The organism is Streptomyces sp. NBC_01264 (assembly GCF_026340675.1).
GTDB lineage: Bacteria > Actinomycetota > Actinomycetes > Streptomycetales > Streptomycetaceae > Streptomyces.
The window spans coordinates 3,684,608-3,697,360 of the sequence record NZ_JAPEOX010000001.1 but is presented as its reverse complement, the minus strand read 5'-3'; the positions used below and the strand labels follow the sequence as shown (position 1 = coordinate 3,697,360).

13 protein-coding genes are annotated in these 12,753 nt (G+C 72.8%); 6 read left to right on the top strand and 7 right to left on the bottom strand.

The features are described from left to right. Window positions 1–18: 18 nt before the first annotated feature. The 4 genes from OG435_RS17090 to OG435_RS17075 all read right to left on the bottom strand — a co-directional run bounded on the left by OG435_RS17090 (window position 19) and on the right by OG435_RS17075 (window position 4,553). A complete protein-coding gene (locus tag OG435_RS17090) occupies window positions 19–1,041 on the bottom strand; it encodes a WxL protein peptidoglycan domain-containing protein (protein WP_266877701.1) in 1,023 nt (340 codons plus the stop codon). 101 nt (window positions 1,042–1,142) lie between these two features. Continuing rightward, window positions 1,143–2,435, bottom strand: a complete 1,293-nt coding sequence (locus OG435_RS17085) for a hypothetical protein (protein ID WP_266877700.1) — start codon at window positions 2,433–2,435, stop codon at window positions 1,143–1,145. Window positions 2,436–2,779: 344 nt separating this feature from the next. Beyond that, window positions 2,780–4,051 carry a S8 family peptidase gene (locus OG435_RS17080; RefSeq protein WP_266877699.1) on the bottom strand — a complete coding sequence of 424 codons (1,272 nt, stop codon included), beginning with the start codon at window positions 4,049–4,051 and terminating at the stop codon, window positions 2,780–2,782. An 88-nt stretch (window positions 4,052–4,139) separates the two neighbouring features. Beyond that, the gene (locus OG435_RS17075; protein ID WP_266881812.1) at window positions 4,140–4,553 is read right to left on the bottom strand and encodes a GNAT family N-acetyltransferase; all 414 of its coding nucleotides are present in this window, start codon (window positions 4,551–4,553) and stop codon (window positions 4,140–4,142) included. 228 nt (window positions 4,554–4,781) lie between these two features. Here OG435_RS17075 and OG435_RS17070 point away from each other — a divergent pair, with 228 nt between their 5' ends. Further along, window positions 4,782–4,904, top strand: coding sequence for a hypothetical protein (locus OG435_RS17070; protein WP_266882315.1), 123 nt, complete (start codon window positions 4,782–4,784; stop codon window positions 4,902–4,904). Beyond that, on the top strand, window positions 4,901–5,440 hold the full coding sequence (locus tag OG435_RS17065; protein WP_266881810.1) for a deaminase: 540 nt from the start codon (window positions 4,901–4,903) through the stop codon (window positions 5,438–5,440). Before OG435_RS17070 ends, OG435_RS17065 begins: the two co-directional genes overlap by 4 nt. Before the next feature lie 20 nt (window positions 5,441–5,460). Here OG435_RS17065 and OG435_RS17060 read toward each other — a convergent pair whose 3' ends face one another. Then, entirely contained in the window at window positions 5,461–6,045 is a 585-nt protein-coding gene (locus tag OG435_RS17060; RefSeq protein WP_266877698.1) for a hypothetical protein, read from the bottom strand. A gap of 297 nt (window positions 6,046–6,342) precedes the next feature. Here OG435_RS17060 and OG435_RS17055 point away from each other — a divergent pair, with 297 nt between their 5' ends. Further along, window positions 6,343–6,768, top strand: coding sequence for a phospholipase (locus tag OG435_RS17055; RefSeq protein WP_266881808.1), 426 nt, complete (start codon window positions 6,343–6,345; stop codon window positions 6,766–6,768). Here the strand turns inward: OG435_RS17055 and OG435_RS17050 are convergent. Beyond that, window positions 6,752–7,447 carry a 4'-phosphopantetheinyl transferase family protein gene (locus OG435_RS17050; RefSeq protein WP_266877697.1) on the bottom strand — a complete coding sequence of 232 codons (696 nt, stop codon included), beginning with the start codon at window positions 7,445–7,447 and terminating at the stop codon, window positions 6,752–6,754. The genes OG435_RS17055 and OG435_RS17050 overlap by 17 nt on opposite strands. Continuing rightward, window positions 7,444–8,718, bottom strand: a complete 1,275-nt coding sequence (locus OG435_RS17045) for an MFS transporter (RefSeq protein ID WP_266877696.1) — start codon at window positions 8,716–8,718, stop codon at window positions 7,444–7,446. The genes OG435_RS17050 and OG435_RS17045 overlap by 4 nt, the downstream gene beginning before the upstream one ends. Before the next feature lie 246 nt (window positions 8,719–8,964). Between OG435_RS17045 and OG435_RS17040 the strand changes: the two genes are divergently transcribed. From OG435_RS17040 to OG435_RS17030, 3 genes are read left to right on the top strand one after another with little or no spacing between them, the layout of a single operon-like run. Continuing rightward, complete coding sequence (locus tag OG435_RS17040) at window positions 8,965–9,900, top strand: 3-oxoacyl-[acyl-carrier-protein] synthase III C-terminal domain-containing protein (RefSeq protein ID WP_266877695.1); 936 nt, start codon at window positions 8,965–8,967, stop codon at window positions 9,898–9,900. Then, complete coding sequence (locus tag OG435_RS17035; RefSeq protein ID WP_266877694.1) at window positions 9,897–11,564, top strand: amino acid adenylation domain-containing protein; 1,668 nt, start codon at window positions 9,897–9,899, stop codon at window positions 11,562–11,564. Before OG435_RS17040 ends, OG435_RS17035 begins: the two co-directional genes overlap by 4 nt. Beyond that, window positions 11,561–12,733 carry an aminotransferase class III-fold pyridoxal phosphate-dependent enzyme gene (locus tag OG435_RS17030; protein WP_266877693.1) on the top strand — a complete coding sequence of 391 codons (1,173 nt, stop codon included), beginning with the start codon at window positions 11,561–11,563 and terminating at the stop codon, window positions 12,731–12,733. Before OG435_RS17035 ends, OG435_RS17030 begins: the two co-directional genes overlap by 4 nt. Window positions 12,734–12,753 lie beyond the last annotated feature (20 nt).

Sequence of the window (12,753 nt, the reverse complement as noted above, 5' to 3'; positions counted from 1 at the left end):
TGGGGACACCTTTGCCGATCAGCGCGCTTCAGCCAAGTCCGGTGCCGGTTCCGGACGTTCGACGTCAGCGGCGCGACGGCGGCGGCGCAGCACCCGGATGGCGATGGCGGCGCCGGCCAGGACCAGCAGGGCGCCGAGTGCGGTCCACGGCACGGCGAGGAACCCCGTGGTGGAGGAGGAGACGAGGTCGGGATAGGCCGAGGCTCCGGCGGTGATGTCGACGGTGACCCAGTCCGACTGGGGCGCGTCCGCCCACTCCTCGGTCAGCTCGATCCGCTGGCCCGGCAGCAGCACGAGCTTCAGCTCACGGGCCGGCCGGTCGAGAACGCGGCGGCCGAAGAGCCCCTCGGCGGAGACCGTCACCTTCGGCTCGACGACCACGTTGCCCCGGTTGACCAGGGAGTACGTGATCTTGGCGCGGGCGTCCTTGACCCAGGGCAGCAGCGGCGCCGCCCGGCTGACCTTCACGTCCTCCACGCTCAGCCCAGGGGTCACCGGCCCGGGAACCCGGAAGTACATCCGGGCGCCGACCTGGCGCTTCACCCCGACCTGGACCTTGCCCTCCTGCTGGATGCCCTCCACGGCGGTGTTGAGGGCGACGATCCCGCCCACGTGGTCACCGGGCGTCGCGTCCGCCGGGACCTTCACGGAGAACGGGATGTCCTTGCGGCCCTTGGGAGGCACGGTGACAGTGGTCCTGGTCTCGGGCGGCAGGACGACCCACGTGCCCACGTCCTTGGGCTTCGTCTCCACCGGCAGCAGGGCGAAGCCGCCGCCCACCGGGGTGTTGACGGCGTCGGTGGCGAAGATCTGGAACGTCAGCTCCTTGTCGGAGGAGTTCACGATCGTCGCGCTGTCGCTGATGGTGGTGCCGGCCTCGCCCTGGTGGAAGAAGTACGCGCGGTCGGTCATCGCCGCACCGGCCGGGGGCGTCGGGAAGACGCCCCAGGTGCCGTTGTCCGCGGCCGTCGCGGGGAGGGCGGGGAGCAGCAGGGCGGCGAGGCCGAGGAGCAGGCCGAGGAGGAGGGTGCGGGTGCGCATGGGCGGTTCTCCAGTCGGGCCGGACGGGGGAGGGTGGTGCGCGGAAGGGTGGTGCGGCGCCGGAGCGCCGCACCACCCGGGGTGGAGCGGGGTCGTACGGGTCAGGCGATCGAGAAGGTGACGACCGACTGGTAGGTGTCCGCGAACATGAACGGCGGGAGCTGGATCATTCCGGCTCCACCGATCTCGAACTCGCCACCGGTCAGGTTGTCGCCGCCCGCGGCCGCCGAGGCGACCTTCAGCGGGACGTCCGAGATCGCACCGGGCGTACCCGCGGTGCAGGCGCTCGGGCTGGCCGGGTTGGTCACCTTGCAGGTCGGCTGGATGCCGATCTGCGCCGTGGCCATGGAGTGTCCGGTGACCGAGTTCAGGAACGGCGTACGGGTCGCCGAGACGTCCCAGCCGAGGGTCCCGCCGCGGAAGTCCTGGACGGCCATCGCGGTGAACTGACCCACGACCGACTGGGACTTGCCGTTGATGGTGACCGAACCGAAGCTGACGGCGGGGTTGCCGGCCTGCGGGCCGATGGCCAGCGGGCCGGGGAGGACCTCGACGTCGACCGGGTTCTGTACGCCCGGGGCCTTGACGATGAAGACGTAGGCCTTGTACGGGAGGATCGAGCCGTCGATCTTGAGCGTGTCGGCGGCCTGGTTGACGATGATGTTGCAGGTCGCGACGCCGGCCGCGTTGGCCGTGCCGGTACCCGTGTCACCAGTGGGCGTGCCGTTCTTGAGCGCGGAGCAGGTGACCGCGCCCGCCGGGAAGTTGGCGCCCGTGACGACGACCTCCTGGCCCGCCTCGCCGCTGTTGGGCGACAGCTTGGTGGTGATCGGGTCCTTGGGCAGGGCCTCCACGGCCACCGAGCCGAGCGAGGCGCTCGGACGCGGGTTCGGCGTACAGGTGGTGGTGAAGACCGAGCCCATGAGGCTCGCGTCGGTCACCGCCAGGTCCAGGGCCACGCCCACCGTGGTGCCCTCGGAACCGTCTGGGATCTTGACGGTGCCGGAGAAGCCGGCGGGGTCGAGGGGCACGCCGGGCGTCACGTTGACCGTCTCGGGCGGGCTGACCACCGTCTGGAGGGTCGAACCGACCTTGAGGGTGATCTTGGAGACGTTGGTGGTCGTCACCGCGAAGCCGGGGATGACCGGACTCGGACCCGGGTCGATGGTGATCGGGACCACGTCGCCGGCCTTCGCGCCGTCGGGCAGCGTGATCGTGTAGTTCTGCGTGCCCGAACCACCCGGCTGGGGCGCGGGGGCGACGCAGTCCATCTGGACGGGCGTCGTCTTGGTCGCGGCCTGCGCGGTGCCCGACAGACCCACCACGGCGCCCGTCAGGGCCAGGGACAGAGCGCCAGCCCCGGCCAGAACTCTTCGTCGAAACGTTGTACTCACTGGGTCGCGACTCCTTCGTCATACGAACCCTCCCCCCACCCGCTGTGTGGGGGAGGTCGAGCCGGTGCGGTGGCCGACATTGACGCGTCGCGGGATTGAGAAGTCAATGACTTGCTTTCGCCCGAAGCACACAGAAATTGATGTGCCATCAGGCCGGGTGGAGCGGAGGGGCGGATACCCATGGGCCCGGGGCGGCGCGGGTGGGGCGGGTGGGGTTTCGGACCGGGCTCCCGAACGGGGCCGACGGGGCGGCCGGCCGCGGTCCGCGGGGGTCCGCCGGGGCGGGGAGGCGCCGCCGGCGGAGGGTCCCGTACGGGCTGCTCGTCGGGCTGTTCCTCGCCCGGCTACTTGTCGGAGGGGACGTGCAGCAGCAGGTTCGGCGTCCCGGTCGGCAGGGCCGTGATCCGGTCCCGCACGGAGTCCCGTACGAGGGTTTCGGCCACCTGGGCCGGCGTCTGGCGCGGGCCGCCGGCCGCCAGGCCGCGCGCCAGCACCAGGGCGGCGGCGCCCGCCACGTGCGGGGCCGCCATCGAGGTGCCGGAGGCGCGGGCGAGGGCCGTGGCGGAGCCCTTCCAGGCGGAGGTGACGGCCACGCCGGGGGCGGAGAGGTCCACGCAGGCGCCGTAGTTGGAGAAGGAGGCCCGCTGGTCCAGTGCGTCCGTCGCGCCGACGGTGAGCGCCTGCGGGACCCCGGCGGGGGAGCCGGTGCAGGCGTTCTCGCCGGAGTTGCCCGCCGCCACGGCGAAGGTGATCCCGGACGCGATCGCCCGCGTCACCGCGCGGTTGAGGGCGAAGCTGTAGCTGCCGCCCAGGCTCATGTTGGCCACGGCCGGGGTGGCGGGGGACTTGAGGGCGTCCTTCACCATCCAGTCGATGCCCCGGGTGATGGCCGACAGCGCCGCGTCCCCGCGACAGTCCGCGACCTTCACGGCGACGAGCGAAGCCCCCTTGGCGACCCCGTAGGTGGCTCCGCCGACGGTCCCCGCGACGTGCGTGCCGTGGCCGTTGCAGTCCGTGGCGCCCTCCGTGAACACCGCGTTGGCGCCCCAGCGGGCCCGGCCGCCGAACTCCTGGTGCAGGGTGTTGATCCCGGTGTCCACGATGTACGCGGTGACCCCCTCGGCCTTGGCCGGGTACGTGTACGAGCCGTCGAGCGGCAACGCGCTCTGGTCGAGCCGGTCCAGGGACCAGGGCGCGGGAGTCTGGACGAGCGGAGCGGCGGCGGGGGCGGGGGCAGGGGCGGGGGTGCCGGACGGGGCGGTGCCGGGGAGGGGGGTGTCGTCGTCGATCCGGAAGACCGTGTCGGGCTCCACGGAGGCAACTCTGGGATCGGCGGCGAGTTCGGTGGCGCGGGCGGCCGTCGTACGGACGGCGAAGCCGCTCAGGACGGTGTCGTAGACGACGCCGACGCTGTCGCCGGCGGCCTCGGACTCGGCCGCGAGCGCGCGGGTGGCCGCGGCGGCGGAGCCGCGGGTGGCGCCGTCCTTGAGGACGACGACGTAGGGGGCGGTGGGGGCGTCGGGGGTGGCGGCTGCGGCGTGGGAGGCGTACGGCGGCAGGGCGGTGGCCGCCGCCAGCAGGGCGGCGGCCGGGAGCAGCGCGGTGAATGCGGTCATGCCGCCGATGCTCGGCGAGGCACGGGCCGGCCGCGCGGAGGGTGCGCCGACTGGCCCCACGACACGCCGCCCCGGGGGGCGCCGGGGGCTACCGGGCGTAGGGCCAGCCGAGCATCCTGAAGACGCCCTCGTCGCGGGCGCCGGCCGCCCCGTACGTGGCCAGCGCGGCCTCGTTGTCGGTGTCGACGCCCACCCACATGCCGTAGCAGCCGCGCGACTCCGCCTCGGCGCCGAGCGCCTCGGTCAGGGCCCGGCCGAGGCCGTGCCGGCGGTGGGCCTCGTCCACGGAGAGCTCGTAGAGGCACATCTCGGTGCCCTTGTCGGGGTGGATCATCTCGATGCCGGAGACCATGCCGACGGGTACGCCGTCCACGTAGGCGATCAGCATCAGGTGCCCCGGGGCGGCGAGGAACCGCTCCGACCAGTCCGCGCGGGCCGGCCCGTCGAAGAGGGCTTCCGCGGCTTGGAGTTCGGCGACGGTGCGTGCGGGGCGGATGTCCATGACGGCGACGATAGCGGTGCGGATACGGGTGCGGATACGGGTGTGGACAGCGGTGCGGAGGGCGATACCGGTGCCGGGGGCGATCAGGAGGGCCGCGACGAATGAGGCGCCCCTGCCGATGACCGGCGAGGCACCGCCGGGGGCGACGAACGGGGTGGCGAGGCAGAGCGAGGCAGCGGCGAGGCAGTGTCCGGGGCGGCCGCGAAAGGTGTTGGCGACAATGGCCGGATGATCAACGGGGAGCACGCTTTCGACACGGAATGGCGCGCCGCGCCGCAGCCACTGCGCAGGGCGCTCGCCCTCGCCTACGAGTCGCTCGCGGCCGGCGGCCTGGCGGTCGGTGCCGTCTGACGGACGCGGAAGGGAAGCCGGTCGCGGAAGGGCGCAACGAGGCGTACGAGGACGGCCCGGGCACCGGTCCGCTGCGCGGGACACCGCTCGCGCACGCCGAGATGAACGCGCTGGGCGCCGCCCGCACGGGCTGGGACCTGGGCACGGCGACGCTGTGGAGCACCCAGGAGCCGTGCTCGATGTGCGCGGCGGCAGCCGAGTTCACCGGTGTCGGGCGGGTGCGGTACGTGGCCCCGGACCCTTGGGCGCTGTCGAGCGGCGACGGGGGCGGCTGCGACGCCGACCCGGCGGGCAGGACCCACTGGCTGCTCGTGGCCAATGCCATGTTCCTGCGGAGCGTGGTCGTGGCCACGGACGGTCCTGCAGAACCGCGGATCCTGACACACCACCGGACCGCCGAACCGGAGACCACGGCCTTCCACGACACCCTGCCGAGGGGCCTGCCGACGGCCGCCTCACCGGAGGACTGGCTGCGCCCCCACTGGGCCCGTCTCGCGGAACTCTCGGCGGCCCGCGAGCTGCGCACGCGTCGCTGAGGACACCGGGTGGTCATGGCTCAGGGGGTCGTCACCGACACCTGCCGGACGGGAGCGCCGTCCTGCGTCCCCGCCCCGGGTGAGAGGGTGCCGTCGGTCCAGGCGTAGACCTCCTTGCCGCGCACGGTGACCTGGTACTGGTAGGCGCCACGGCACTCGGGCCGCTCCTCGGCCCTGGTGCCCGCCGGCCACCACTTGGCCGCCAGACTCGTCCCCGCGTGCTTGCTCGGCGTGCCCGCCGAACACTGCGGGCCGTCCAGCGGGGTCGCGCCCAGCGTGAAGCGGAGCAGCCGCGCCTTGCCGTCAGTGCGCGCCATTATTCGCACGTCGGTCGCGTCCTTCGGCACCCAGCGCGGCAGCACCCACGTGTCCTCGCCGCGTGCCGTACCCCCGCGTGCCGCACCCCCACGGGCTGCCTCGCCGCGCGTGGCCTCCCCGCCCGTCGGAGCGTCGGCGGCCGTCGCGAAGCGCATGCCCCTCTCCTTGAACACCCGGTCGTTGATCGTGTCGGTCAGGGGGTTGGGAGGGAGGTTGGGCAGGGCGATGGCAGCGGTGGCGAGGACTCCGACGGTGGCGGCGACGATGACGAGAGGACGGCGGTTCATGTTCACGAGTATTCGCGGCGGTGGCCGTAGTCCGCGTCCCTCCCGAGGCTGAACCGGTTCTCTGCCGGAAGGGTGACATCGGCTCATACCTGAGTACCGGTTCCGATCACGAGCACAGGACCCGGATCCCGCGCAGGGCCGAAGCCGGGCGCCCGCGCGTGCGCCCCGACACCCGTGACGGCCACCCTCGTTAGAGGATGCGTGCCCCGCCGCCCCGCCCCAGCCGCCCCGGTCCCGGCCCCCGCGCCGGCCCCCACCCGGACCGGAGCCCGCGTGTCCGGCCTCCTCTCCGCCGCCGTGGCAGCCGTACTGGCCTTCGCGCCCCCGGCGTCCGCGGCCCGGCAGGCCCCGCTGGTGCCGCAGGACAAGCCGCAGGTGCTGAGCGGCTGGACGCAGCCGGCCGCGGCCAGCCAGGAGGCCTGGGCCGCGGCGCGCGGCAACCGGGGCGAGTGGGAGCCGTACGGCTTCGACTGGACCACCGACTACTGCACCACGTCCCCGGACAATCCCTTCGGCTTCCCCTTCCGGACGGCCTGCGCCCGGCACGACTTCGGTTACCGCAACTACAAGGCGGCGGGGGAGTTCCAGGCGGCCAAGCCGCGGCTGGACGAGATGTTCCACGCCGACCTGAAGCGGGTCTGCGCACGCTACTCGGGCGCCCGCAAGGCCTCCTGCGACGGCACCGCGTGGACCTACTACCAGGCCGTCAGGGCCTTCGAGTAGAGGTGCCCCCTCCCGCGAAGTCGGGACGCTCGGACGTCATGCTGGTTCCGCTCGTTCCGTTCGCGTCGTCCACCCAGGTCCAGAGCCAGCGGTCCGCCAGCCGGAGGGGGCCGCCCCGCCGGGCCAGCGGCGGAGCCTCGATGCCTCCCGTGCCGTGGAGGGCCGAGTCACCCCATTTGACGAGACATTCCTTGTAGGTCCAATGGAGCGCCGCGGCCGCCCGCGGATCCGGGGCCGCCTCGACCGCCACCCGCTCCGTCGGCGTGAGCATCCGGTACGCCGCGGCGAGGCGGCCGGGGGTCAGGGAGGTCCCCTCGATGTCCACGGCCACCCTCCCCGGGCCCGCGGCGGCCGCTACCCGGCCCAGGGTGTGGCTCACGCTGACGGACAGCTCCGGGAGCTCGGGAATCCGGGGCCTGCCGTGGTCCGTCGCGCCGCAGTCGGGGCACACGTGGGTGTACGAGAGCTCTGTGGCCTGCGACCCGGTGGCGGCAGCGGCGCAGGCGCGGACCAGCAGGTGGGCCGCCAGGTAGTCGTCGCGGTCGAGCGGCGAGGCGAACCGGGCCGCCCGCGCGTGCTCCGCGGGGGTGAGCGCCACCGCGAGCGGGCGGAACAGGGCCAGCACGTGGGCGGTGTCCGCCGAGCGGACCTGGGTGGTGGCGGACGCCAGGCGGCTCACTTGTCCGCGGGGGCGTCGATCCGGCGCAGCCGGCGCACGGCCGGGACGGCCAGCAGGGCCGCCGACACGACCAGGGTCATCGCCCCGCTGCCCAGCAGGACATGGCGTGCTCCGAAGACGGAGGCGGCGGGTCCCGCGAGCGCCTGCCCGACCGGCAGCATGACCAGCGAACCCGCCAGGTCGTACGCGGAGACCCTGTTGAGCACGGCCGGTGGCACCTGGGTCTGGATGCTCGTGGCCCACATCACTCCCCAGAACGCCATCCCGGCGCCCGCCACGGCCATGCAGAGCGCGATCACCGGTACCGGCAACTGCAAGCCCACAGAGGCGGGGTACAGGGCGAAACCGGCGAAGGCGAAGGCGCCGGCGCGCAGCATCCGCAAGGGGCGCAGCCGCAGGGCGAGCAGTCCGCCGAGGATCGTGCCGGCTCCCAGCGCGGAAGTGATCAGGCCGAAGGAACGCGGCCCGTGCTCCTCGACCACGCTCGCCGCGACCAGCGGCACCGCGGGCCCCCACACCGTGAGGGTGAGCACGCACCAGATCACGATGACGCTCCACAGCCAGGTGCGGGACGTGAACTCCTGCCAGCCGTCCCTCAGATCGCGCAGGACGCCGGTCGCGCGCTCCTTGCCGGGCGTCGCCCGCGGCCGGTGCGGGATCAGCAGCAGACAGACCGCGCTGAGCAGGTACGTTCCGGCATGCAGGACGAAGACGCCGCCCGCCGAGGAGAACGCGACGGCCAGGCCGGCGAGCGCGGGACCCGCGAGCGCCATGACCGACTCCGCGACCCGGATCGCGCCGTTGCCCTTCTGCACGTCGTCCACGAGGGCCGGGATCGTACTGGCCACACCGGGCTGGAAGACGGCCATGGCCGCGCCGCTCACCGCTCCGATCGCGCAGATCTGCCACAGCACCACGTGGCCGGAGAAGAAGAGGAGGGCGGTGAGCGCCTGCGTGGCGACCCGGACCAGGTCGGCCGCGATCATCAGCCGCCGGGTGTCGAACCGGTCGGCGAAGACACCGCCGAGGATGATCAGCGCCACGAAACTGGCCAGTGGGGCGGCCATCGCCAGACCCACCGCGCCGACGTCGTAGCCGACGCGCAGGAGCCCCGCGGCCAGCGCGACGGGCAGCATGGTCTCGCCCAGCCGGGCGGCCGCCCGTGCCGTGAGGAACAGGCTGAAGTCCCGCGACCGGATCGACCTGCCGGCCGGCGCATCGCTGTCCGGGCTCTGATCACGGACCGCGTCACGCGCCGAAAGGCCGGGCATAAGCGCAGAACCCCTTCCCCGATTCGTGAATGGCCCGCCACCAGCCGGCCGAGCTCATGATCGGAGATCAGTACGTCCCGGGCAACTGCTCGGAGCCCATGCTGACCCCAACCTGACACGCCTCTGACATGGGTCTGACGGCCCGTTGACACGGCCGTACGGGCCCTCGAAACCGCTGGACTTCCCCAGGGATCGCGGGCTCCACTGAGCCGGACGATCAATTGATAACGGGGGCACGCGGAAGTCATGACGGGAACTGCGGTATTCCTCGCCGGAATCGCCTATGAACTCGGTGAACAGGAAAGGTCTCTGTCGGATCTCACCTCTTTCCCCGCGGATGTCCTGGACGGGCTGCGCGAGCTGGGGGTGTCGGACTTCCGGACCACTTCCCGCACCTGTGCCCAGCTGGGGCACGCCTCGGCGCTGCGCACGCTCGAAGCGGTCGGGCAGGGCCGGCGGGACGCGATCACCCACGTGATCCACGCGACCAACAGCCACCACGACCCGTCCGCGACGGATGAGGTGGGCAGCGGCCGCCTGCAGCAGTCCCTCGGCCTGACGAAGGCCTTCCCGCTGGGAGTCTCCCTCGGGTACTGCGCCAACCTGCACGTCGCGCTGCACCTGGCGGCGGCGCTGATCTGCGCGGATGCCGCCGGCGACGTCCTCGTGATCTGCGCGGACGCCCTCGGGCCCGACGGCGACCGCTCGGTGAGCGGGGGCATCTCGGTGCACTGTGACGCGGCGAGCAGCGTGCTCGTGACGCGTGATCCGCTGCCCGGCTCGCTGCGCCTGCTCCGTACCGAACTCCACATCGATCCCGCCCTCGCGGACATCGACCCGTCCGTCAACTTCCTGCGCCACATGTCCGTGTTCGGGAAGGGCTGCGCGCATACGACGGGGGCGGCCCTGTCGGCGGTCGGATCGCTCCCGCAGGACATCTCCCGCGTCCTGCCGAACAACTACAACAACCGTGTCAACCGCGGACTCGCCGAGATCGCCGGATTCTCCGTCGGCCAGGTGTTCATGGCGAACATCCCGCGGCTCGGCCACGCGCTGGCCTCCGACAACCTGATCAATCTCGCGGACTCGCTCGCATCGAATCCGGCGGTACCAGGAGAACGCATGCTGCTGCTCGCCTCCGGCCCCAACCAGTGGGGCGTCTCCGTGGTGGAGGCCCAGTGACGCCGACCGCTCCGGGTGCACTCCCGTACGAGCAGCGGCACGCATCGCTGCTGCACCACTTCCTTCTGCGGCACGCCGCCCGCCTCGGCGACCGGCCCGCCGTGATCGGCCGTGAGTCGACCCTCACCTACGCCGAACTCGCCTCCCGCGCGGCCACCCTCGCCGGACAGCTCGCCGCTTGGGGGGTGGAGCCCGGGGACCGGGTCGTACTCGGCCTCGACCCGTCCCCCGACGCGCTGGCTCTGCTGTGCGCCTGCTCCATGACGGGCGCGGTGTTCGTTCCCGTCGCTCCCGAAACCCCCGAGGCCCGCTTCCGCTCCCTCGCCGACCGCACCGAGGCGGTCCTGCTCATCGCCGAGGACGGGACCGGTCCGCGGTCCCCGGAGGCCGACGCCCGGTGGTCCAGGGCCCGACTGCACGGTGGGGCCCTGGAGTTCTCCGGGCCCCGCGAGGCGTCGCCGGGCCCGGTCCGACTGGAGACCACGGGGCACGACCTCGCCTACCTCATCTTCACCTCGGGGACGACCGGGGAACCCAAGGGCATCATGATGAGCCACACGGCGGTCCTGGCCTTCTGGCGGGGGCTGACCGAGCACTGTGCCCTGGACGGCGACGCACGGGTCGGCAGCTTCTCGCCCCTGCAGTTCGACTTCTCCCTGCTCGACTACGGGCTCGCCCTGGGCTCCGGCGCCACGCTCGTCCTGGTGGACCGAACCCTCTTCCACCAGCCGCGCCGCATGCTCGACTTCCTCGGCGCCACGGGTGTGACCCAGATGAACGGCGTGCCCTCGCTGTGGTCCTCCATCCTGCGCTACGTCCCGGGGGAACTGCACCGGGCCGCGTCGCTCCGTACGGTCCTCTTCGCCGGCGAGGGCTTTCCGGCCTCCGAACTCCGCACCCTGCGGGCGGCGTTCCCCGGCCTGCGGATCATCAACTGCTTCGGCCACTCGGAGTCCGTGGCCTGCTCCTTCCTCGACCTGCCCGACCCGCTGCCCGAGGACGGCGACGACCTGCCGATGGGATGGGGCCATCCGGGGGCTCAGCTGCTGCTGCTCGACGAGGACGGCGCACCCGTCACCGAGGCGGGCACGACCGGAGAGCTGTACCTGCGTGCCGACAACCTCTTCTCCGGCTACTGGCGCGATCCCGAGGCCACCGCCCGGGCCCTGGTGCCGAACCCGCTGCGCCCCCGCGACCGCGAGTCGGTGTTCCGCAGCGGTGACCGGGCCGAACTCGGCGCGGACGGACACCTCTACTTCAGGGGCCGGGACGACCTCCAGGTCAAGGTGCGGGGCAACCGCGTCGAACTGGAGGAGGTCGAGCGGGTGTTGGGCAGCCATCCCCGAGTCGCCCGGGCCGCCGTCGCCGCGGCGGCCGACGGGCTGCTGGCCGTGATCGCCCGCCGTCCGGCTCCTGCCGACTCCCGAGACTCCCACGACACTCGCGACATTCACGACATGCCGGGTAACCGCGCCCCCGCAGGTCCGCTCGCCACGGCGGAACTCCGCCGCTGGTGCGCGGACCGGCTGCCGCCGTACATGGTGCCCGACAGCCTCCACTTCACCGACTCACCGCTCCCCACCACGCCCAACGGCAAGATCGACCGAGCGCGGTTGCTCGCACGGTACGCCGGGAGCGGACCAGCGACAGAAGGATCTTCATGACCACCCGGATCAGCCCGCTCGACGAGTCCTCCGTGCTGGGCCGCGGGCTCACCCTCCAGAGCGCCGACAACGCCACGCTCCTCCTGCGCGACGCCGAGGGCGACACCGCTTCGTACACCGACTTGATGAGCGCGTACGGCGCGGTGAACTTCGGCCACCTCAACCCCCTCATCACTCCCTGCCTCGACCTCACCGCGGACATGGCCGCCGGCGTGTACCCGCCGGAGGCCGCGGAGTTCGCCGAATGGCTCACGGACCGCCTGGGCCTTCCCGGCCATCAGGTCCTCTTCCAGATCGGCGGCAGCTTCGCCGTGTCCAGCGCGCTTGCCATCGCCCAGCGGGTCCGGCCGGGCAAGGTGCTCACCCTGGAAGGCGCCTTCCACGGCCTGGGGCTCGACGCCCTCGCCGCGACCAGCACGCACCGCGAACTGGCCCTGCAGAACACCGCCTTCACGGCGGCGGTCGACCCGCTCGTGACGCGTCTGAGGCCGGGCGCGGAGTTCGGTGCGTGGGAGGACGTCTCCTGCTTCGTCTTCGAGCCGGTTCAGGGCGCCAACGGCTACCTGCCGATCGACCCCGAGTGGCTCACGGCGACCGTCGCGGCGGCGCGGCGGGCCGGGGTCGTCGTCGTGGCGGACGAGATCCAGGCCGGCTACTACCGGCACGGCCACCTCAGCCCCACCCGGGCCCTGGGGATCGACGCCGACATCCACCTGTTCAGCAAGTCCATGACCAACGGCATCTACCCGCTGTCCGCCGTCGTGTACCCGAAGGCGTTCGACGCGAGCGCGGGCACCGCCCTCGCACTCGCCCACACCTTCCAGACCGGCGTGCTCGGCTTCCGCGCGGCGGCGGCCGTCGCCGAATGGATCGACCGAAGCCCCCTGGACGACCTGGTCGGCGAGGTGAGCGAGGCACTGGAACTGTGTGCCAAGCGCCTCGGGGACATCCCGGCCGTCCACGACGTCCAGATCACGGGCCCCACCCTGTCGTTCGGCCACGCCCGCGCCAAGGAGGTCGTGCGCGGCTGCGTACGCCGCCGCGTCCTGCCCTTCACCGGGGGAGCGGCGGGCGACCGGATCCGGGTGGCACCCCCGCTGACCATCCCGCGCGAGCAGCTGGCCGAGGCGCTCGACGTACTCGTACACGAGGCGCAGCAGGCCGTCTGACGAAGACGCCCGCCGCCACC